The following is a 20,586-nucleotide window of genomic DNA, read 5'->3' as shown; positions in this document are numbered from 1 at the left end:
TTATGGCACCATGTTGATTGGAGCGGAAGGTGCGAGCAACCTGGAACGGATATCAACAGACTAGTTCAACACAGCCGATTTATTAAAAAATTATGAACAAAGTAGTAAGTTTTTATTAATACATAGTAATTAATTAGTAATTTAAAGAAGAGCGAGTATAATTGTAATTATAAGCCAAAATAAACGGTAGGAATCTTTCGGAAAGTGAGGAATGGTGTAAAGTGGGTTATTATGATGATCATTCACAAAACCGCTTCAGGGAACGGAAAGGAAATAGAGGCGGGGTTTTCCTTGCCAGTATCGTTGGGGCCATCCTTGGAGCCATTCTAGTTGTTATTTCTATCCCTGCCCTATCAAATCGTGGAATTCTTCCCTATCAAATTGAAACAAATCAAAACAATGCTGTAGAATCAACGGCCAATAATAATAATCAGAATCAGAATTTCACTCAAAAACAAATTTCCTATGATGTGAACACAAACACTACGAAAGCAGTTGATAAGGCTGCCGATGCCGTTGTCGGAATTAATAATATCCAGTCATCAAACTTTTGGTCTGATGAAGAAGCGCCTACACAAGAAGAAGCAGCCGGAACGGGCTCAGGTGTGGTCTACAAGAAAGCAGGAGGAAAGGCTTACGTTGTGACGAATCACCATGTAGTTGAAGGAGCAGCAAAGCTGGAGGTAAGCTTTAGTGATGGGACAAAAATTCCTGCTAAACTGCTCGGTAGTGATGTATGGACCGATTTAGCAGTACTTGAGGTTGATGCAGCCAAGATTAAAAAGGTAGCTGAATTTGGTGATTCCGATCGTTTAAAAATAGGTGAACCGGTCATTGCCATCGGAAATCCGCTTGGTGCGACCTTCTCAGGGTCAGTCACCCAAGGTATTATCTCTGGACTAAAGCGGACGATTCCTGTTGATATTAATCAAGATGGGATCATTGACTGGAATGCAGAAGTACTGCAAACAGATGCGGCAATCAATCCTGGTAACAGCGGCGGGGCATTGATTAATATTGCTGGCCAGCTTGTAGGAATTAACTCCATGAAGATTGCCCAAAATGCTGTAGAAGGAATTGGTTTATCAATTCCGATTAACTCGGCACGGCCGATCATTGATGACCTTGAAAGGTTTGGATCTGTTAAGCGTCCATACATGGGTGTTGATTTAAAGTCAGTCTCTGAAATTCCTGCCTACTACCAAGAAGAAGCATTGAAATTACCTCGAAATATCAACTATGGAGTCGCCTTAAGACAAGTGGTACCGAATTCGCCAGCGGCACAAGCCGGTTTACAAGAATTAGATGTCATTGTTGAGATGGATGGGGAAAAAATAAATGATGTCATTGATCTTCGGAAACATTTGTACCAGAAAAAGAAAATCGGTGAGCAATTGAAGATTAAATTTTACCGTGATGGAAAGTTGAAGCAAACGACTCTAACTTTATCAGCTGATACAACTCAATAATGTTTGATAAAAAACAGGAAGGTGAACTAGTCACTTTCCTGTTTTTAATTGTGGTATTATGTATAAGTTATTGAGGGATCTTGTATGACAGTCGATTATCGTGCAAACAATAATAGTAAATAATAACTGTAAGAAAGGTTGACGGATGAAAATGATTTATAGCTGTGAGGAACATGTGGATATTGCCTTAGATGATATTGTGGATGAATTTGAGACATTTCCAGTTTTATCGAAAATAGATGGGGATAACTTATCAACACACTGTGAATATTGTCAAAATCAAGCTACATATGTTGTGGCGAACAAGTGATTCCATACAAGATGTGGATAAAAAATGTGAATATGTGGATAACTTCTGTGGATATCTTGTTTGTAAACTGTTTGTAATAAAGTGAAAAGGGCTGTGGATTGTGAATATCTCGATTATTACGGTTGGCAAATTAAAAGAGAAATATTTAAAGCAGGGTATTGAGGAATATTTAAAACGGCTGACGGCTTATGCAAAGGTGGACGTGATTGAAGTTCCTGATGAAAAAGCACCAGAAGTATTAAGTGAGTTAGAAATGGTCCAAGTAAAGCAAAAAGAAGGCGAACGAATTTTGGCAAAGATTAGCCAAGATACATATGTCATTGCACTAGCGATTCAAGGTAAGTTAGGATCATCCGAAGAACTAGCGGATTCACTAGATAAACTTGCAACCTATGGAAAAAGTAAAATTGCCTTCGTGATTGGCGGATCGCTGGGATTGAGTGAGGAAGTAATCAAACGATCGAATGAGCAGCTTTCCTTTTCACGGATGACCTTCCCCCACCAATTGATGAGGCTCATCCTCGTCGAGCAGATTTATCGAGCGTTTCGGATTAATCGGGGTGAACCGTATCATAAGTAAATGAGGTTTTGGTAAATTGGCAAAAAATAATCCAAGGATTCTATACCATTTCTTCTTTTTCCAACAGGTTGGGTCATCGACAATCGCCCTTGATGACCTTTTCTTGTTTTTTTAATTGGTGCGAGAACTGTCACTGTGGTTTTTCTAAAAGAAACAAGTTTGCATTAAATCGATCTTTTCGGTATGGGTCATAAAAACCATCTGTTAGGACCCAATCAGAAAAGTCGTCTTTTTTATACAAGTTATGTTCTGGCCTGTGTGAACGCATAGGGAGATCACCAATGAAGATAGCTTTTTTTGCTACGCGTTTTAATTCGCTGATTGCTTGTTGGGCGTATTCATCCGAATCAAAGTACATAAATACACCATAATAAATTATTTTATCAAAGCTTTTATCCTTGAAAATTATATAAATTAGTTTGAGGGTAACTTATGAAACGTTGGTAGAAAAGAGGAAAGTTCAAATAAAGCACAAGAATGAATAGTTTCGAAGAGGAAATCTAATATCTTAAAAAATTTAGAAAATACTCTATTTTTATTATGATGACTGTTGACTGTCGACAAAAAATGTATTATATTAAATTCAGTTAATTGAAATCGGTTTCAAATTGATTTTATAGAAAGGAGTCGTTTTGTGGTTATAATAGAACAAAATCCTGGATGCAACAAACGAAGCTAGGGGGTAAAAGGAGATTTGAAACAAAGAGTTTAATTGAACATTGATTTCGATGAGAGAGTACTTGATGCTTCCAACAATAGTCAACGAATCTCCTTAACTGGCATAATTAGCAGCGGGAAAGTTACTTACCTAAGGAATTGCGGATTTAAGGGGAATGTTCGAAAAGTAATTCTTATAAAAGAACCTCAACTATCTTTGATGCTTTAGCAGGAAAAAGGCAGAAAGAGAAACGCACAATCATATTGAAAATGATTTACAAACACTCAAATCATTATTCAACACAGGGGGCAACATTTTATGGCAAAACCTTTACTGGCACAGTCCAATTCACAACCGGCTATTCAGCCACAAAAACCGCAGGGTGCATATAAAACATTATTTGGATCCTGGCTGGGATGGCTTTTTGATGCACTTGACGCAGGTATTTTTGGATTTGTTATTTTGGCAATTTCCGCATCATTTAAAGTAGATATTAGTGCTGTCGTTGGTACTGTTGCCTGGTTCCTTTTAGCGACAGGGATTGGCGGATACTTCCTGGGTAATATCTCTGACCATATTGGAAGAAAGAAAACGCTTTTGATTTCGGTTTTGGCTTACGGAATTGGAACATTCCTTTGTGGTTTAGCTGATAGCGTTGTACAGTTAAATATTTATCGTTTTATCGTTGGTATTGCTGTCGGTGGACTTTGGTCCGCAGCTGCAGCGCTGATTTCGGAGGTTTGGGCGCCTGAGAAACGTGCAAAGGCAATCTCCTTCATGCAAACGGGTTGGGCAGGTGGAAACCTTTTAGCCGCCATTTTCGCTTGGTCCATTTTAAATCCAACAGATCCTGAATCATGGAGAAATCTTTTCATGATTGCCAGTTTTCCGGCCTTTGCTACGGTATTGTATATTGCTTTCTTTGTAAAAGAATCTCCAGTTTGGATTGCAAACCGCGACTTTATCAAGAACAATGCAAATAAAGCCAGTCTCGGAACAATTTTTAAACCTGAATTCTTAAAAATTACTTTACTTGCACTTGCTGTTTCTGTTCTTGGAATGTTGGGATATTGGATTATTTTCACATTTGTCCCTACATATCTTCAAAAAGTGCTGGGTATTCGTATCGATATGGCTCCTGTTTTCCTGATTTGGACTGGTGTCGGGGCAATGATTGGGTATATTGTATACGGTTACATGGCTGATAAAATCGGCCGCAGGAAATCGTTTATGTTCTTTTTCCTGGGAATGACAGTAATCGTGCCAGTCTTCACGTATGTATCAAGCCACATGCCGTTAACTGATGGAAAGTTGATTTTAACTGGTTCAAACGTTATGATTTTGGGATTTATCTCAGCATTGCTTGGTTTCTTTACAGGCTACTTCAGCGGCTTTGGGGCTTGGTATTCTGAGTTATTCCCAACAAGTATTCGCTCAACCGCAGCAGGCTTCTGTTTTAACTTTGGACGAGTGGGAGCTATTGCGGGAATTGTGATTATTCCTAAGCTCCTTGCGGGGGGACTCTCCTATCCGGTTGTTATTACAACCGCAGCACTTTCTTACTTTGCCGCTGCCTTCCTTGTTTTGGCTATACCGGAAACAAAAGGTGTACAGCTGACAAGCGGAAATTAATAAAATTTGCAGTTGACAATACTTCTCTTCCTGAGCGAAAATTTACGAGGAGAAGTATTGTAAATTTAACCTCTTAAATGAGCTTAAAGATCTGCCTGTGGCAGTCAAAAAATCGGATGCACTGACATTTGTTGTGGGAATGTATCCGAAATTTTATTATCGTCGACGGTCGACGGTCAACTATGTACAACGGAAATTTGTTATGAAAGATGCTTTTGCATCTCTAATTTAAATACAACGAGTTTAGGAGATGACTGTGATGGGAAGAAGAGCACTTGAAGGATTAAAAGTGTTGGAAATGGGTCAGTTGATTGCGGGGCCATTTGCTTCTCGTTTATTAGCCGAGTTCGGCGCAGATGTAGTCAAGGTGGAGGCACCGGCAAAAGGAGATCCAATCCGTACATGGCGTGTCGTTGAAAACGGCACAAGCCTATGGTGGTATGTCCAATCCAGAAATAAAAAATCCATTACAATTGATCTTAGACAAGAGGAAGGGCAAGCACTTATTCGCAGCTTAGTAAAAGAGATTGATATTTTAATAGAAAACTTCCGTCCCGGAACAATGGAAAAATGGGGCCTGAGCTACGAGGAGTTAAAGGAAATTAATCCACGATTAATTATGATCCGGGTTTCCGGATATGGCCAGGATGGACCATATCGTGATAATCCGGGATTTGGTTCCATTGGGGAAGCGATGGGTGGACTCCGCTACATAACAGGTTATCCTGACCGCCCGCCAACCCGTGTTGGAATAAGTATTGGAGATTCATTATCTGCCCTTTACGCTGTAATCGGAGCATTAATGGCTGTTTATCACCGCGATATAAATAGAACTAATGAAGGACAGGTGATTGATGTTGCCCTTTATGAATCTGTTTTCAGTTTAATGGAAAGTACCATTCCAGAATTTGATCGTGCAGGAGTCATTAGAGAAAGAACAGGAAGTACATTGCCTGGAATTACTCCATCCAACACCTATAAGTGTGCAGATGGAAAGTATGTGGTAATCGGCGCCAATGGTGATGCAATTTTTAAAAGATTGATGAATGCTTTGGGACGCGAAGATATTGCGGAAGATCCACGCTACGAAAATAATGCCAAGCGTTCGGAGCACGCGGAATACCTTGATGGAATTATTGAAGATTGGACAAAGTCCTTGCCATTTGAGGAAGTTTTCAAATTCCTGGATAACGCGAAGGTGCCGGCCGGATCAATTTACTCTGTTGAGGATATTTTGAATGACCCACACTACCAAGCTCGGCAAATGATTCAGGAAGTAGCCGTTGAGGGCCTGGGAAAATTAAAAATGCCAGGGATTGTTCCAAAAATGAGTGCTACCCCTGGGGAAATCGAATGGGCGGGTCCTAAGCTTGGGCAGCATACGGAGGATGTATTGAGAGGGAAACTCGGCTTAACAAAGGAGCAGATTCAAGGTCTAAAAGACAACGGGATTATTTAAAGAAAGGGCTGAATTGGGATGGGGATGACGATAGCTGAAAAAATACTTGCCAAAGCTTCTGGTCAGTCTGGTGTTAAGGCGGGGGATATTGTATGGGCACAGGTTGATATTGCCCTTATGCATGATTTATTGGGACCATGGCTCGTAGACGGCGGATTTAAGCGTTTGGGTGGAAAATTGCATGATAAAGAAAAGGTAGTCGTTGTATCCGATCATTGCACACCGCCGGCAACCGTCCAGCAGGCAAATATTTTAAAATACACCCGTGATTGGGCTCGGGAGCATGATCTTTCGTATTATTATGAGTTCGAAGGGCCATGTCATCAGGTTATTGCAGAACACGGACATGTCCGTCCCGGCAGAGTGATTTTAGGTACGGATTCCCATACTTGCATGGCTGGAGGTCTTGGAGCATTTGCAACTGGGATTGGTTCAACCGAAATGATCGGAGTTTTATTAACCGGGGAAACATGGTTAAAAGTTCCTGAAACCATCAAGATTGTATGGGACGGTGAGCTGCCTGAAGGTGTCTATGCCAAAGATATGGTTTTAAAAACAATAAAGGACCTTGGCCATGCGGGTGCTACCTATCAGGCTATTGAGTTTTCAGGTACCGCTATTCGAAATCTTTCCATTGATGAGCGTCTTGTATTATCCAATATGGCAGTGGAAGCTGGTGCAAAAGCAGGTTTAATTGAACCGGATGAAAAAGTGATCGAATACCTGAAATTAAAAGGTGTAACGGATGATATTGAACTGATTGCAAGTGACGAAGATGCGGAATATGTTCGTACGATCCATTACAATGCGTCAGAGTTGGAGCCGCAAGTTGCTTGCCCTCATGAAGTGGATAATGTTCATCCTATTAGCGCGGTTGAAGGAATTAAGGTTGACCAAGTCTATCTTGGTTCATGCACAAATGGAAGATTAAGTGATTTAAGAATTGCTGCTCAAATATTAAAAGGAAAAAAAATCGCTAAAGGGATCCGCTGTTTGGTTGTGCCGGCATCCCAATATATTTGGTCGCAGGCAAGCAAAGAGGGACTGTTGAATATTTTTTCCGAAGCGGGTTGTGTGGTTAATATGCCTTCATGTGGTGCATGTGGTGGATTTACCAGTGGTGTTATTGGAGATGGTGAAGTCGTCATGTCATCATCGAATCGAAACTTCAGGGGAAGAATGGGCAGTCCAAAAGGCGAGGTTTACCTGGGGTCTCCTGCATCCGTTGCAGCAACAGCGCTGGAGGGAAAAATAACAGATCCAAAAAAATATTTATTGAAGGGAGTCATGTAAATGTCTTTCATCATCAGAGGACGTGTATGGAAGTATGGTGACAATATTAACACAGACATCATCTCTCCTGGACAATATATGAGCCTGTCGGTCGAAAAGCAGGCTGAGCATGCCATGGAAGCGATCGACCCGACTTTCCATGAAAAGGTTCAGCCAGGTGATATTATAGTAGCGGGAAATAACTTTGGTTCCGGATCAAGCCGTGAAACCGCGCAAATGGTGTTAAAGCACCATCAGATCGGGGCCATTATCGCGAACTCCTTTGCACGGATTTTTTACCGCAACTCCATTAATGTAGGTCTGCCTGTAGTGGAGATATCCGATACCTCCATCATTCAGGAGGGTGACGAAATTGAGATTGATTTGCTTGCTGGCAAAATTATTAATCATACGCAGCAAGCTGAATATAAAGGAACAAAGCTGCCTGAGCATTTAATTGAGATGGTAAAGATTGGTGGATTGGAACCCTATTTAGCAAAGAAACTGGGAATCTCTTAATTTTTTAAATAAAGGAGGGCTATAAAAGTGAATCTTCCCAACAAAGTTGAAATAATCGAAGTAGGGCCAAGGGATGGAATTCAAAACGAATCCACTTTTATCTCTACTGAAAATAAGATTGAACTGATCAATGCCTTGAATAAAACAGGGATTAAAAGAATGGAAGCCACTTCTTTTGTTCATCCGAAATATGTTCCGCAAATGAAGGATGCAAAGGAAGTACTTGAGGGGATCGACCGGGACCCTTCCATTCAATATATGGCCCTGATTCCGAATGAAAAAGGCTGCGACCGGGCTATTGAAAGTGGAATCAAAGCACTTTCGCTTGTGGTAGGCGCCAGTGACAGCTTTAATTTAAAAAATGTAAAAATGACGAGAGAACAGTCAATCCAAAGTTTTGAGACTGTAATCAAAAAGGCAAAAGAACAAGATATCTTTATTCGATATAATATCGCCACCTCTTTTTGGTGTCCATTTGAAGGAAAAGTAGATTCAGATTTGGTCCTTGATCTTGTGGAAAAGGCAGAGAACCTCGGGGTGGATGAAATTGTTCTCTGTGATACGATTGGTCGAGCAAATCCGGCGCAGGTTTTTGATTTATTTGAAAAAGTTATGTCTTTACAAACAACAGCAATGATTACGGCTCATTTCCATGATACATATGGCATGGCCTTATCCAATGTAGTTGCTGCATTGCAAACGGGAGTAACCCGCTTTGACGCTTCAATCGGCGGTCTTGGGGGCTGTCCATTTGCACCTGGTGCAGCTGGAAATTCGTCGACTGAGGATATTGTTTTTATGCTTCATGAAATGGGAATTGAAACCGGAATTGATCTAAAACAGCTTCTGGCTTGTGTCGAAATGGTCAAGCCGTTAACCAATCGGAATTTAACAGGTCATCTTCATAAGGTTTAGGGATACAAACTTTAATTTAACTACTAGGGGGAAACAACAATGTCAACAAATTATCGTGTAGGTTTAATCGTACCAAGTTCAAATACAACAATGGAAACTGAAATTCCAGCCATGCTTCAAGCAAGACAGCAGCTAAACCCTGAAGAAACATTTACTTTCCATTCTTCAAGAATGCGGATGATGCATGTGAACCCTGAAGAATTGAAAAAGATGGATGTGGATAGTGTACGTTGTGCCGTAGAGCTATCCGATGCTCGTTGTGATGTACTTGCTTACGCATGTTTAATTGCGATCATGTGTCAGGGCCCGGGCTACCACCAAATTTCAGAAGAAAAGCTTGGTAATGCAACGGACGAAAATGGAGCACGTACTCCAATTGTCAGCAGCGCAGGGGCTCTTATTGAAGGAATCCAAACAATAGGTGCAAAGAAGGTTTCCATTATTACGCCATACATGAAGCCTTTAACCAATATGGTGATTGAGTATTTGAATACAGCTGGCATTGAAGTCATTGATTCTATCAGTCTTGAAGTTCCTGATAACTTAGAGGTAGGAAGATTGAATCCAATGAACCTTATTGAGCATGCTGACCGCCTCAACATTGAAGGAGCAGATGCGGTTGTATTATCGGCATGTGTTCAAATGCCTTCACTTCCTGCCATTCAAAAGGTACAGGACCGCCTGGGGCTTCCAGTTCTATCGGCTGCCACTTCGACTGTTTATAAAATTTTGAAGGGATTAAACTTAAAAACAGAGGTGCCTAATGCTGGTCACTTACTGTCCGGTAAGTTTTAAGTCCAAGAATCGATCTGAAAAAAGGCGGCATAATCGAAGCCGCCTTTTTAATCTAAAAGATTAGGAGAATACACCATGAAAAAAAAGTATAGGATAGCGGTAATCGCTGGAGATGGCATTGGCCCGGAGGTTTTAACGGAAGGAATCAAGGTCCTGAACAAAGTGGCAGAATTAGATGGAGGCTTTGAGTTTGAATTTACCCACTTTCCATGGGGATGTGAATATTATACCCAGTATGGGAAAATGATGGATGAGGACGGACTCGAGCAGTTAAAAGACTTTGATGCCATATACTTGGGAGCCGTCGGTTATCCTGGTGTACCGGACCATATCTCGTTATGGGATCTTTTATTAAAAATTCGCAAAGGCTTCGATCAGTATGTGAATCTTCGTCCAATTAAGCTGTTGAATGGTGCGCCTTGTCCACTCAAGGATGTTTCCCGTGATCAGATCGACATGCTGGTTATCAGGGAAAACAGCGAAGGTGAATATGCAGGTGCAGGTGATTGGCTTTTTAAAGGGAAGCCCCATGAAGTGGTGTTGCAAACAGGTATTTTTTCCAGAAACGGTGTGGAGAGAATCATCCGTTATGCCTATGAAGAAGCGCGAAAGCAAGGCAAATCACTTACCAGTATCAGCAAAGGGAATGCGCTGAATTACTCCATGGTTTTTTGGGATCAGGTATTTGAAGAAGTGGGAGAAGAATATCCGGATGTTAAAACCTATTCTTACTTAGTGGACGCAGCGGCTATGTTTTTTGTTAAACAGCCATGGCGTTTTGAAATTGTGGTTACTTCCAATTTATTCGGGGATATTATTACCGACTTGGGAGCTGCTATTGCCGGAGGTCTAGGCCTGGCTGCCGGGGCAAATATTAATCCAACTTTGGAGTTTCCATCAATGTTTGAGCCCATTCACGGATCTGCACCTGATATTGCCGGAAATAATATTGCAAATCCTTTGGCATCTATTTGGTCTGCAAGCCAAATACTGGATTTCTTTGGCCATGATGATTGGGGGAAAGAGGTTCTTAACTCGATTGAACAGGTTATGACAGAAGGCAAAGTCCTTACCCCCGATATGGGCGGTAATTCAACAACACAGGATGTAGGACAAGCAGTTGCAGGAAGTTTACGAAATCCGCAAGCTTTGAAAATCAACGAATAGAAGGGAATATCCGAACACTTTTTGGGATAAGGGAAATGATAAATTCTTAACCGGTTTTCGGAACAGGGAGTATCGAATGGCACTCCCTTTCGTTATTTTTAATGTTTAAAACGACCGTTTAAAAGTCGGTTGACTGTCTACATTGACTATGATACATTAAACTCAATTCGGGGATAAATTACGATAAGCTGGGAGGTGTGTGATACGATGATGCAGGTAATAAAAAGTGATCCGCTTCATCTCCAACTATATGCTGCTATTAAAAAGCGTTTGGTGCAAGGGGAATATGAACCAGGTGAGCGGATAGTGGAAACCAGGTTGGCAGAGAGCTTCCAAATCAGCCGTGCTCCAGTAAGGGAAGCGATTCGAATGCTGATACAAGATGGTTTATTAGAGCAAAGAGGAAAGAGTATCCGGGTTTATCAGCCAAACTATCAAGAAATTTTGAACTTGTTTCTCTGCAGACAAAATTTAGAGTCTTTAGCAGCACGTTTAGCCGCAGAGAGAGCAAGCGAAGAACAGAAAGAAGCTTTATTAGAAACCATTCGTCTTACACGCGATGCTTGGGCTAAACAAGATGAGGATGCTGTATTTGAGTTGAATACCAGGTTCCATCATATTATTGCCAAAGCTGCTGTAAATGATCCTTTGTTACATTTAATCAATACGATAGACGCAAAAGTGATGTATGCCAGAAATGTCATTTTTAAAGATTTAATTCAAAATATCCGTTTTATTGATCAGCATGAAAGCATTATCAGGGCCATTATTCAACAGAATCCAAATCTGGCCGAAGCAGAAATGAAAAATCATCTGCAACATGATATTGAAGTGTATAAAAAAGCACATCCTCATATTTAAAAGAAAACCACGTCAGCGAATAATGGAAAAATAGGCCATGTATACTTTTTTATAAAAGGCTCTGTTGTAACTGAATGTTGATTTCACTGTATTTGTGAAAAATAAACGGTAAAATTCCGTTTAAATTGGGAAATATCCATATTTACTTAAAAATAAAGGAAGTTTTTCCGTTTATATTACCAATCTTTGGGTTTTATCTTATTTAGAGCAGTTAATCGGAATATCTACGCTTATTCCTGCTTCGTAAGATTCCTCTTTATACATTAGCCGGAAATTCTCCGCCTATGAATTCTCATACCAACACGAAAAATCAACAATGAATAATAACAGAACTTCTTATTTAAATGACGTGTCTTTTAAAGCATACTTTTTGTTATCTAACCTCATTTTGATGCATTACGGGGAACCTTATCATAAGTAAATGAGGTTTTTTGTTTTTTAAATTTTTGGTTGTTATTAAGATAAAGTTTCAACGTTATGGATGACTTTTTGAAACAATAGAGGTCTCATCCTTAATTGAATTACTAATGATGGTTAAAATAAGCGGAGGTTTTCCGGTTAATTGCAGAATAGAGCTCGCTTCTGAGCAAAATAAGCGGAAACTTTCCGGCTAAGCAAATCAAAATGACCGATTTTCACGTTTTTTGAGTTAATAAGCGGAATTTCTCCGTCTATTTTAGCCACTTTTAGTGCTATTTCATAATTAAGAGAAATTTCTCCGCTTATTTTTTAAACCATGCTGATTCTCTCATCTTTCACTATCAATTCCCTATTATTTCCCCATTTTCAGGTACTAAAATTTTATCCTCTAAGTGGTTCTGTCGTATATAGTCCCTTACCTCTTCTCGCTTTAATAAGCAGTGATTCCAAGATTCCATATGGGAAATGATGAGACGAGTATTTGGTGATGTTTTTGTTATTTTTTCAATATCGGCAAGTCCCATTGTGATTGGCTGTCCTTCCAAGAAACGGGCTTCTCCAGCAAAAACAATTGCGGTATCAGGGGAAAAATGTTTAAAGTAGAATTCAATATCCGAATTCCATACACTGTCTCCAATAAGATATAAAGTTGGCTCATCCTTTGCCCTTAAAATAAATCCGGAAACGGGCCCCATTGCATCCGCAAGTTGATCATGGCCGTGTCTTCCTTCTGTTTGAATTAGCTCAATCCCCTGCCAAATCAATCCCTTACTTATTGCTATTGTCTGTTCAAATCCTTTTTCTTTCATTAATAGCTCATCTGCCGGCTGACAAAATAACGGTAAATTCTTAGGTAAATATGAAATAGCCCGGTCATCCAAATGATCACGGTGCGAGTGTGTAACAATAATAGCATCAATATCTACTAGTCTCTCGAGGTCAACTGGAAGTGAAGATAAAGGGTTATTTAGATGCTGGTTAGGGGCATTAGGAACAGGTGCAAGTGTCCCTTGCTCGCTAAACATAGGGTCTAATAGGAACTTTAGACCTTTATATGAAATAAGATGTGTTGCATGGCGTATTAATTGAATCTGCATAGATTTTTCCTCCTCGTAAGTTTGTACTCTAAATTATTGTATTCCCTCCACAATCTTACTAACAGTATTTGGTGAAAGGGATAACTGAACTTTTATTTCAGCATGAAAAAGATTTAGCTATAATAAAATTGGGAATAAATACTCTTTTGAGGGGGAATGGGTATGGATGAAATCGACTTTCAAATTCTCAAATTATTAAAAGAAAACTCTCGTAGACAATGGAAGGAAATTGGAGAGTTGATACATATGACAGGCCAAGCGGTAGGCAATAGAATTCGCAGGATGGAAGAGGAAAGAATTATTGAGCAGTACACCATTTCAGTTAATGAATTAAAGATTGGAAAGAGTATTCAGGCATTTATAATGGTCTTTTTAAAATCCAACCGTCATCTTGAATTTCAAAATTACCTAAAGGAAAATTCAGATATAACAGAAGTCCACCGTATAAGTGGTGAAGGCTGCTATATGATTAAAGCCAGCATTTCAGATCAAGTGGCTTTAAATAAGACACTTGATGATATACTCAAATATGCTAACTACAGAATTAATATTTCGATTGGAAAAATAAAATAAAAGACGAATAGAGGAGTCTTTTATTCGCTCTGTATTTAAACAGCGGTTTAGGCCTATAGGTATTAAATTGAGGAAAAAGTTGGAGGGGAATAATTCTTCTATTGTTTTACATAGGTAACACCCAATACTTCTATCATAAAGAAAAACACATTGAATGGGGGATTCAATGTGTTTTTAAGCAGCTTCTTAAATGAAAAAGTTTTTTACTCAGGCTTAACAGCTATAAATTCCTCAATAGTTTCAGGGGTGTTTTTCCCTTCTTTTCCTTGGAAAAGGTTGATATTAACGGTCACATCCATACAGCCAAGGTATGTTCCATCTTTATCACGTACCGCCATAAATTTTTGGTAAATTTGGCCCTTTTCTTCACCAGAGCGTTTTGGAAACCAAAATTCCCATTCGTCGCGTGCTCCTGAGCGAAAATCATTCAACAATTTTTCAACATGATGAGCCACTTTTGGGTGAAGCTCAAGCACAGGGCGACCAATTGCTTCTTTACGACGACCATGGACACGGTTTGGATTATTTGAATACCAGCGGAAAATATCGTTAGCATCGCAAAAGCCCATTTCAAATGGTAAAAGGTTGATAATTGAATCCAGAGTGCTTGCTTTAATTGCACCAGTTTCAAAATTAATAACAGCTTCAGGACTAATTAATTCAGACAATTTATTTTCAGACATATAAAACCCTCCTATATACAATCTCCGGTTATGAGAAGAATAAAATAATACAAATATTAGCGAGGGCAAGATCGGCTGCTTCTAGGTGATTATTATCTAACCCCATTAATAATGATAGCATTATTAATGAGAGACAAATGTGATTTATTACACAGTGCCTGTCAACAACTGCAATTGTTCAATTAATTGACAATAATTGTGGGAACTTCGGACAAGGGAATTGATTAGCAAACAACTAGTGGAAGCTACACTTTATTTTGCAATACCGATAGATGAGTTTTCGTATTGTTTATCGCTTAGTGCTTTCACAATAAAGTGTGCTACATCAGCGCGTGGAATCGTTCTTGATTTAGCTGGTACGCCCGTTTCTAATTCCCTGTACTTTCCTGTTAGGGCATCATTCGTTAATCCCATTGGTCTAATGATTGTGAAATTCAATCCATGTGCTTTAATATAATCAACGGCATTGCGATGATCGGCCAGAGGGTTTTTTAACATTTTCATAACTATTTTCCCGCTAATCCCTGGAATTTCTTTGTTAATTCCTGCGGATGCTGTATAGACGATTCGTTTGATATTATGTGCCTGCATTCCAGCTACAATATTTTTTGTCATCTCTTCAAGCTCTGTTGATTTTTTCATCGCTTGATTTGAGCCTAAACATGACACTACGGCATCATGCCCTGCAATCGCTGCAGCGACTTCTTCTTTATTGAAGGCATCTCCCTGCACAATATGTAACTGCTCATGTGCCAAATCTATCTTTGACGGGGTGCGAACAAATGCAGTTACCTCAATCCCCTTTTCTAACGCTTGCTTCACGACATATTGGCCCACTCCGCCAGTGGCACCAAATACAATAATTTTCATAACGCTCCTCCTTTTTTCTTTTCACAGTAAAACATCCACAAGGGGAAATCCTCTTTAGACCGTACTCTTTATCTAACCAAAAGGTTACTTTGCAACTAAGGCAAAATAACCCTTTGTTTTTTTATTTAGCTTTCCTGCCCACGTACTGGTTTGAAAGTAGATAGCAGGTAAATGATTAAACCTGCAATACCAATTCCTAATATCGTGTTGAATGAACCACCAGTATAAAAGCCGCTGCCGAAGTAGAAAATTTCCCGTAACCCTTCAGATGCAAAGCGAAGAGGGACCCATGGACGAATAAAGTTTACGAAGAAGCTTGGAAGCATTTCTTGCGGTGTCATAAGAACACCCATACCTAATAGCATCACCACCATGAATAAAGTAATGGCTGGTTTACCAATCCACGCTGTAATGGCTGATACCAATAAGAAGAAACAGAATGCAGCGAATGATACGAAGAATGCCACTAGTAAATAACTTGGCATATTAATCCCAGCTAGTGAAGCAAGTGTTGCAACAGTAAAGCCTGAGAATAGTGCAATAATAATGCCGAATAATACTTGGCCGCCCATTAGAGATGCATTTACAGAAAAGGTGCGTGTTAATTTAGAGAAAAATGAGAACTTCGATGGGAAGTTAAAAGCCCCAATGGAATACTTTTTGTCCTTTATTACGTCTGCTTTTTTAGGATTAATTGAACAATGGATTCAAAATGGCTTAGATAAAACTCCTCAAGAAATGACAAGCCTATATATTGAAATTATTTCCTTTATTCAAAAGAGATAAAGTCGTATAGGCTAAACAAGATATCTTTATAATAATCTTGTTTAGCCTGCTGATTTTATTTAGATTTCAAGGTATTTGACCAAAAGGTTACAAAAAATATGGTCGAGTAGTTATTCTAAAGTGGAGGCAACCTCAGAGATAATGATGTCACTTCCCAAGATAGGCGAATCTTCAACAGCGTTAGAGGGACTTTTATGGGCATCTTTGAAGGCATCGCTATTTTTCCATTGGGTAAAGTCTTCCATCGTGTTCCAATACATATTTACATTCAGCTCATCATACTCTGAAAGATTTTTAGTAATTAATACTTCGACTTTGACAAAACCCGGCATGGTTTGTAAGGCTCCTGGTCTTGTGAACATTGGAGCCATTTTTGCAGCAAAACCTAATTTTGTTTTAATTCTGTTTGTTACGATGATCATTTTTTATTCCTCCTATTTATCATTTGCAACTTTTATTTGAAATTCGGACGGCATCAGTTTACCATCTTCCATTCGATACACCTTGTCACAGTATTCCAACATTCGTTCGTCATGAGTTACCATAATGGCGGCCTTATTTCTAGATTTGACCTCTCTTGAGATAAGCTGCACGACCTCATGGGCTCTTTGAGTATCAAGACTTGCTGTTGGTTCATCTGCCAAGATAATCGAAGGATCATTCATCAAGGCACGAGCAATAGCCGTTCGCTGACGTTCTCCTCCGGATAAATGTTCTGGAAATTTCTTGATTTTCGATTCTAACCCCAGATGTTGAAGTAACTCTTTGGCATTTTCTTTATCTTTATTTGTCACTTTACCCGCCATTTTTTTTACAACCAGTAATTGGTCGAGAACATTTAAGTAGGGCACAAGATTGCTAGTTTGTAAGATGAATCCTATTTCTTCTAGGCGTACTTTTGATAAATCTTTCGCTTTTAAATCCCCGATTACTTTTCCATTTAGGGTTACCTCTCCTTCAGAGGCTTGCAGTAAGGCCCCTGCGATAGAGAGAAACGTACTTTTCCCAGAGCCTGAGGGACCAACGACGGCAATAAATTCTCCTTGGCTGACGGAAAGGGAAACATCACTAAGCGCAACCACTTGATTTTCCCCTTGCTGATAAACCTTAGATACATGATTAAACGTTATTCCTGACATTACTCTATCCTCCCAATCGCTTGAAGTGGATCTATTTTTGTAATTTTACGGATGGAAATCAATGAACTTAATATGGATATCACGAGCAATAAAATAGCATAAATGACAACAATCTTAATATCTAGTGTAAACGGCATTCCCTCTGGGAGAATGAGTGCGGTTCCATAGCTTAAGAGTATTCCAACAACGATACTAGTAAGTGAAAGTAAAAATACTTGTGACACGATCGCTTTTCCTAAGAATCCGTTACTTGCGCCAATTGCTTTTAAAATGCCAAATTGATTGGACTTCTGCAAGGTAAGTACATAAAAGAAGACAGCTAGTACAAAGGCAGAGATGGCTAAAAGGAAGGCAAGCATCATCATAATTGTCCCGTTTTCCTCTTTGTATCCAGGCATGCCTTGGATGGCGTCAGCCTTTGTGAAGATTTCCGTGTTATCGAAAACATCATTTAATTTCTGCGGATCAATATTTTCTCCTTGAAGCATAATCCCATTTACTGGATTCTTAATGCCATTATCAGCACCAGGTGCTGCAAATTGAATCGAGCGCCATTTATCTAGTGTGGTAAAAATAGCAGGTAAATGATTATACGTTTCATTTTCTACAAATCCGATAATTTCCATTTCCTCTAATGACCCTTCGATGGTGAGCGTATCCCCAATTTTAAAGCCCTTGTCCTTTAGGGTGTCATTAGCGATAACTCCTAGGGATTTATCCTTATTAAGAGGATTTCCTTCAATTATAGTTGGTTCTAAAAAACTCCCAGGGGTGATGCCTAGTATCGTAATATCTACTTTTTCACTTTCATTGGAAGGAGTTGTTTTTAAAACGGTAGCCATTGTGGCCCCCATCGGTGCTGCTGATGTAACATGATCTTGCTTTTCTAGATCGTCCACAAGTGATTCAGGTATTAGTGAACGGCTCATAGAGGATCTGGAACCTTCTTCAAAAGTAACGTAGTCAGCTTTCATATTTTTAAATGTGGCAGCACTAAGTGTGGATAGCCCGTTACCTAGACCCGAAAGAATAAAGACTAGCCAAGCGATAAGGACAGTAATGATTCCAATCATAAGAAAACGAAATTTTCCATGTCTTAATTCCTTTAAAGCTAAAAACAATGTAAGTCCTCCTTTAGATATATATGATTAGTCATAGATGACTAATTTAATAGCATTATATTATTATATCGGTGATTAGTCAAACGTGACTAATAGGGCAAGAAGGAACCAATGGGGGATTGATCATGCATAAATAGGAAAAGGAAACCCCATAACAAGGTTTCCTTGGATGTAGCATTACTTATAGAGGGAGAATTATTCCAAATGAGTGGCAAGCTTTCCTATCGACTTTTCAAGGAAGGCAACCTCTGCTTCTAACATGGCCATTTTGTGTTCTACCGCAAGATTGACTCCCGACCTTTCTCCGTGAGATGGGGTTTGTTTGATGAGTTCTAATAACTTCTTATTATTGTTTAATCGTTCTTCCAACGCAGGTATTGTTTTTTCTAAAGGGAGAAAATCAATAAACATTAACCCAATATCTCCATGATAATTCACACTTTCGGCTGAAGATAAATTATTCAATAATAATTCGTAAAAATATTCTTTGCCACTATCATTGATAGAGTACACTTTTCGCGTCGGTCTGTTTCCTTCTTGCTCCAACTGAATGTCAATATATCCGTTATGACTGAGTTTATCTAAAGTGGCGTAAGCAGTAGGTTTTTTCATATCTGTAACTGCACTTAAGTTTCTCTCTATAAATTCATTGATTTGGTATCCATGTTGACTTTGGCTCATGAGCAATCCAAGTAAAATAAGCGAGCGTTGTTCCATTGAGATACCCCTTTCTGCTGTCATCTCTTGGAATATATTTTCTCGTATATTTTATTTATAGTCAATTGAGTGCTTACCAAAACTGTCCTCTTGAAAAAACCGATTTGCGCCTAGTCGTATTTCTCGTCTATTGCTAAAGTTGTTTGTCTTCCCATGGTCTAAAGGAGAACGGAATTCCAACCATTTTAGCTGTTAATTCATCATAGGATACTAAGTCTTTTTTGGATAACTCTTTTAAGGATCGTTTTCCTATTGCTCTTAATGCCATTTTCATTTCTTCTACACTCGCGGTTAAGAATTTTTCCGCTGTTTTTTCCCCTTCCTCGGTTTTAAATTGATCCCTGAATTTGCCATCATACCATATAGCTTGTGTAGGAGGTTCAAATGGGAGGGCATTCAATACTTGATCATGAGCAAGAGCAAACAACATGGCAGAGCCTAAATATACAGCGTCAGCTCCGAGTGCAAGCACTTTTAAGAAATGACCGGGTACTAAAAGTCCTCCTGAAACGATTAAACTAATCTTTCCCTTCATTTTTCTTTTTTCTAGATGATTCACAGCTCTAACTACCGCATGTAAGGTCGGGATTCCAAAGTCATCAAATAATATAGGCGGCGCCCCGTGCATGGCTCCTTGGCCGCCGTCAATGGCTATAAAATCAATTCCCATTAAGATTAAATGATCAATGTCTTCTTCAATTTTTCCACCTGCGCCAATTTTGACCCCTATCGGAACACCGCCTGATCTTACACGAAGCTCCTCCACAAGTAGCTTTATGTCTATTAACGTTTGATTTTCATAAAAGTTTTCATAAATGACCGCTTCTTCATTTTCCTTAAGTCCCATTACTTTACGGGCACGACCTGTTAAATTCTGCGGAGCGATTTTCTTCCCCATTCCCGCTATTGCACCTTGGCCTAATTTAATTTCTATCATGTCTGCCCGGTTAAATAAATGTTCCTCTTTTGCCCAGTCTGTTTTAGAAAATTGTAAAATATACTTTCCGGCAGCGTCTAATTCTTCGGGTAAGATTCCACCTTGCCCTGAATTGATCGCCGTTCCGGTCTTTTTAGCTGCCTTTGCTAAAGACAACCTTGCCTGTTCAGTAAGTGAAACCCCGTAACCCATGCCACTAATCATAAGCGGAATTTTTATATCCATTGGCTTTTTTGCCTTTGAACCAATGGTAACAGATATATCTACATCTTCCTCACCATCAACCGGAAATGGTGAGGTCTGTGCAGGGATAAACGTAATAGGATCCAAATTTGGCCATTTTTTAGAAGAGCCGCCAAGAGGACGATCCAGGACAGTCCCTGTTTCTGCCCGCAGGCTATTTTCTATCATATTTTGAACGCCCATATGCCGGAGACCTGGCATCAACTCCATCACATTTTCTTGATAACTGTCGGATAAAATAATTTTTCCGGCCTTTTTCACCATGAGTTTCATGATCCAGCGCCAGCAGATGAGCATGAATATCAACACGACAAATAAAAGAGTAACCATAGTAAAAGTCAGATAAAATAATAGGTTCGGCAT

General features: G+C 39.4%; 23 protein-coding genes. 13 read left to right on the top strand and 10 right to left on the bottom strand.

Annotation, left to right across the window (positions count from 1 at the left end):
* Positions 1–221: 221 nt before the first annotated feature.
* From ACE198_RS03195 to rlmH, 3 genes are all read left to right on the top strand, one after another.
* On the top strand, positions 222–1,469 hold the full coding sequence (locus tag ACE198_RS03195) for a S1C family serine protease (protein ID WP_375374696.1): 1,248 nt from the start codon (positions 222–224) through the stop codon (positions 1,467–1,469).
* Between the two features lie 145 nt (positions 1,470–1,614).
* The gene (locus ACE198_RS03190) at positions 1,615–1,779 is read left to right on the top strand and encodes a CxxH/CxxC protein (RefSeq protein ID WP_373561756.1); all 165 of its coding nucleotides are present in this window, start codon (positions 1,615–1,617) and stop codon (positions 1,777–1,779) included.
* A 100-nt stretch (positions 1,780–1,879) separates the two neighbouring features.
* Entirely contained in the window at positions 1,880–2,359 is a 480-nt protein-coding gene (gene rlmH / locus ACE198_RS03185) for a 23S rRNA (pseudouridine(1915)-N(3))-methyltransferase RlmH (RefSeq protein WP_144552028.1), read from the top strand.
* 130 nt (positions 2,360–2,489) lie between these two features.
* On the opposite strand, the gene ACE198_RS03180 is transcribed toward rlmH, so the two are convergent.
* Positions 2,490–2,717, bottom strand: a complete 228-nt coding sequence (locus ACE198_RS03180; RefSeq protein WP_375374695.1) for a hypothetical protein — start codon at positions 2,715–2,717, stop codon at positions 2,490–2,492.
* 618 nt (positions 2,718–3,335) lie between these two features.
* Here ACE198_RS03180 and ACE198_RS03175 point away from each other — a divergent pair.
* The 8 genes from ACE198_RS03175 (at position 3,336) to ACE198_RS03140 (ending at position 11,637) form a co-directional block, all read left to right on the top strand.
* Positions 3,336–4,649 carry an MFS transporter gene (locus ACE198_RS03175; RefSeq protein ID WP_098576972.1) on the top strand — a complete coding sequence of 438 codons (1,314 nt, stop codon included), beginning with the start codon at positions 3,336–3,338 and terminating at the stop codon, positions 4,647–4,649.
* Positions 4,650–4,908: 259 nt separating this feature from the next.
* Positions 4,909–6,108, top strand: a complete 1,200-nt coding sequence (locus tag ACE198_RS03170) for a CaiB/BaiF CoA transferase family protein (protein ID WP_483870205.1) — start codon at positions 4,909–4,911, stop codon at positions 6,106–6,108.
* A gap of 18 nt (positions 6,109–6,126) precedes the next feature.
* Complete coding sequence (locus ACE198_RS03165) at positions 6,127–7,401, top strand: 3-isopropylmalate dehydratase large subunit (protein WP_098576967.1); 1,275 nt, start codon at positions 6,127–6,129, stop codon at positions 7,399–7,401.
* Complete coding sequence (locus ACE198_RS03160) at positions 7,402–7,899, top strand: LeuD/DmdB family oxidoreductase small subunit (RefSeq protein WP_375374693.1); 498 nt, start codon at positions 7,402–7,404, stop codon at positions 7,897–7,899.
* Between the two features lie 27 nt (positions 7,900–7,926).
* The gene (locus ACE198_RS03155) at positions 7,927–8,814 is read left to right on the top strand and encodes a hydroxymethylglutaryl-CoA lyase (RefSeq protein ID WP_375374692.1); all 888 of its coding nucleotides are present in this window, start codon (positions 7,927–7,929) and stop codon (positions 8,812–8,814) included.
* 39 nt (positions 8,815–8,853) lie between these two features.
* Positions 8,854–9,609, top strand: coding sequence for a maleate cis-trans isomerase family protein (locus tag ACE198_RS03150; protein WP_098576958.1), 756 nt, complete (start codon positions 8,854–8,856; stop codon positions 9,607–9,609).
* Positions 9,610–9,684: 75 nt separating this feature from the next.
* Positions 9,685–10,776, top strand: coding sequence for a tartrate dehydrogenase (locus ACE198_RS03145; protein ID WP_375374691.1), 1,092 nt, complete (start codon positions 9,685–9,687; stop codon positions 10,774–10,776).
* Between the two features lie 207 nt (positions 10,777–10,983).
* Positions 10,984–11,637 (top strand): GntR family transcriptional regulator, encoded by a 654-nt coding sequence (locus ACE198_RS03140; RefSeq protein WP_375374690.1) that lies wholly within the window; start codon positions 10,984–10,986, stop codon positions 11,635–11,637.
* Positions 11,638–12,398: 761 nt separating this feature from the next.
* Here the strand turns inward: ACE198_RS03140 and ACE198_RS03135 are convergent.
* Positions 12,399–13,154 carry an MBL fold metallo-hydrolase gene (locus ACE198_RS03135; protein ID WP_375374689.1) on the bottom strand — a complete coding sequence of 252 codons (756 nt, stop codon included), beginning with the start codon at positions 13,152–13,154 and terminating at the stop codon, positions 12,399–12,401.
* Between the two features lie 156 nt (positions 13,155–13,310).
* Between ACE198_RS03135 and ACE198_RS03130 the strand changes: the two genes are divergently transcribed.
* Positions 13,311–13,727: an Lrp/AsnC family transcriptional regulator gene (locus ACE198_RS03130; protein WP_375374688.1), complete on the top strand. Its 417-nt coding sequence runs from the start codon at positions 13,311–13,313 to the stop codon at positions 13,725–13,727.
* 203 nt (positions 13,728–13,930) lie between these two features.
* Here ACE198_RS03130 and ACE198_RS03125 read toward each other — a convergent pair whose 3' ends face one another.
* The 3 genes from ACE198_RS03125 to ACE198_RS03115 all read right to left on the bottom strand — a co-directional run bounded on the left by ACE198_RS03125 (position 13,931) and on the right by ACE198_RS03115 (position 15,852).
* Entirely contained in the window at positions 13,931–14,410 is a 480-nt protein-coding gene (locus ACE198_RS03125; RefSeq protein WP_375374687.1) for a PAS domain-containing protein, read from the bottom strand.
* Between the two features lie 252 nt (positions 14,411–14,662).
* A complete protein-coding gene (locus ACE198_RS03120; RefSeq protein ID WP_375374686.1) occupies positions 14,663–15,280 on the bottom strand; it encodes an NAD(P)-dependent oxidoreductase in 618 nt (205 codons plus the stop codon).
* A gap of 125 nt (positions 15,281–15,405) precedes the next feature.
* Positions 15,406–15,852, bottom strand: a complete 447-nt coding sequence (locus ACE198_RS03115) for a hypothetical protein (RefSeq protein ID WP_251459680.1) — start codon at positions 15,850–15,852, stop codon at positions 15,406–15,408.
* On the opposite strand from ACE198_RS03115, the gene ACE198_RS03110 reads away from it, so the two are divergent.
* Entirely contained in the window at positions 15,827–16,066 is a 240-nt protein-coding gene (locus tag ACE198_RS03110) for a TetR-like C-terminal domain-containing protein (RefSeq protein ID WP_251459678.1), read from the top strand. The two genes, ACE198_RS03115 and ACE198_RS03110, sit on opposite strands and share 26 nt — an antisense overlap.
* 110 nt (positions 16,067–16,176) lie before the next feature.
* Here the strand turns inward: ACE198_RS03110 and ACE198_RS03105 are convergent, their stop codons facing one another.
* The 5 genes from ACE198_RS03105 to ACE198_RS03085 form a co-directional block, all read right to left on the bottom strand.
* On the bottom strand, positions 16,177–16,488 hold the full coding sequence (locus ACE198_RS03105) for a heme oxygenase (protein WP_375374685.1): 312 nt from the start codon (positions 16,486–16,488) through the stop codon (positions 16,177–16,179).
* Between the two features lie 12 nt (positions 16,489–16,500).
* Positions 16,501–17,205 carry an ABC transporter ATP-binding protein gene (locus ACE198_RS03100; RefSeq protein ID WP_375374684.1) on the bottom strand — a complete coding sequence of 235 codons (705 nt, stop codon included), beginning with the start codon at positions 17,203–17,205 and terminating at the stop codon, positions 16,501–16,503.
* The gene (locus ACE198_RS03095) at positions 17,205–18,326 is read right to left on the bottom strand and encodes an ABC transporter permease (RefSeq protein ID WP_375374683.1); all 1,122 of its coding nucleotides are present in this window, start codon (positions 18,324–18,326) and stop codon (positions 17,205–17,207) included. The genes ACE198_RS03100 and ACE198_RS03095 overlap by 1 nt, the downstream gene beginning before the upstream one ends.
* 195 nt (positions 18,327–18,521) lie before the next feature.
* The gene (locus ACE198_RS03090) at positions 18,522–19,043 is read right to left on the bottom strand and encodes a PadR family transcriptional regulator (protein WP_375374682.1); all 522 of its coding nucleotides are present in this window, start codon (positions 19,041–19,043) and stop codon (positions 18,522–18,524) included.
* Positions 19,044–19,176: 133 nt separating this feature from the next.
* The gene (locus tag ACE198_RS03085; protein ID WP_375374681.1) at positions 19,177–20,586 is read right to left on the bottom strand and encodes an FMN-binding glutamate synthase family protein; all 1,410 of its coding nucleotides are present in this window, start codon (positions 20,584–20,586) and stop codon (positions 19,177–19,179) included.

This window comes from Neobacillus sp. KR4-4 (genome assembly GCF_042136325.1).
In the GTDB taxonomy this organism is placed as follows: domain Bacteria; phylum Bacillota; class Bacilli; order Bacillales; family Cytobacillaceae; genus Neobacillus.
This window is presented reverse-complemented; position numbering and strand designations above follow the sequence as displayed.

Coding starts and splice junctions, on each gene's coding strand:
- ACE198_RS03110 (WP_251459678.1), top strand. CDS start 15,827: ATGCCGAATAATACTTGGCCGCCCATTAGAGATGCATTTACAGAAAAG.
- ACE198_RS03130 (WP_375374688.1), top strand. CDS start 13,311: ATGGGTATGGATGAAATCGACTTTCAAATTCTCAAATTATTAAAAGAA.
- ACE198_RS03085 (WP_375374681.1), bottom strand. CDS start 20,586: ATGCCGAACCTATTATTTTATCTGACTTTTACTATGGTTACTCTTTTA.
- ACE198_RS03160 (WP_375374693.1), top strand. CDS start 7,402: ATGTCTTTCATCATCAGAGGACGTGTATGGAAGTATGGTGACAATATT.
- ACE198_RS03145 (WP_375374691.1), top strand. CDS start 9,685: ATGAAAAAAAAGTATAGGATAGCGGTAATCGCTGGAGATGGCATTGGC.
- ACE198_RS03115 (WP_251459680.1), bottom strand. CDS start 15,852: ATGGGCGGCCAAGTATTATTCGGCATTATTATTGCACTATTCTCAGGC.
- ACE198_RS03090 (WP_375374682.1), bottom strand. CDS start 19,043: ATGGAACAACGCTCGCTTATTTTACTTGGATTGCTCATGAGCCAAAGT.
- ACE198_RS03175 (WP_098576972.1), top strand. CDS start 3,336: ATGGCAAAACCTTTACTGGCACAGTCCAATTCACAACCGGCTATTCAG.
- ACE198_RS03140 (WP_375374690.1), top strand. CDS start 10,984: ATGATGCAGGTAATAAAAAGTGATCCGCTTCATCTCCAACTATATGCT.
- ACE198_RS03120 (WP_375374686.1), bottom strand. CDS start 15,280: ATGAAAATTATTGTATTTGGTGCCACTGGCGGAGTGGGCCAATATGTC.
- ACE198_RS03125 (WP_375374687.1), bottom strand. CDS start 14,410: ATGTCTGAAAATAAATTGTCTGAATTAATTAGTCCTGAAGCTGTTATT.
- ACE198_RS03190 (WP_373561756.1), top strand. CDS start 1,615: ATGAAAATGATTTATAGCTGTGAGGAACATGTGGATATTGCCTTAGAT.
- ACE198_RS03150 (WP_098576958.1), top strand. CDS start 8,854: ATGTCAACAAATTATCGTGTAGGTTTAATCGTACCAAGTTCAAATACA.
- ACE198_RS03105 (WP_375374685.1), bottom strand. CDS start 16,488: ATGATCATCGTAACAAACAGAATTAAAACAAAATTAGGTTTTGCTGCA.
- ACE198_RS03180 (WP_375374695.1), bottom strand. CDS start 2,717: ATGTACTTTGATTCGGATGAATACGCCCAACAAGCAATCAGCGAATTA.
- ACE198_RS03100 (WP_375374684.1), bottom strand. CDS start 17,205: ATGTCAGGAATAACGTTTAATCATGTATCTAAGGTTTATCAGCAAGGG.
- ACE198_RS03170 (WP_483870205.1), top strand. CDS start 4,909: ATGGGAAGAAGAGCACTTGAAGGATTAAAAGTGTTGGAAATGGGTCAG.
- ACE198_RS03135 (WP_375374689.1), bottom strand. CDS start 13,154: ATGCAGATTCAATTAATACGCCATGCAACACATCTTATTTCATATAAA.
- ACE198_RS03165 (WP_098576967.1), top strand. CDS start 6,127: ATGGGGATGACGATAGCTGAAAAAATACTTGCCAAAGCTTCTGGTCAG.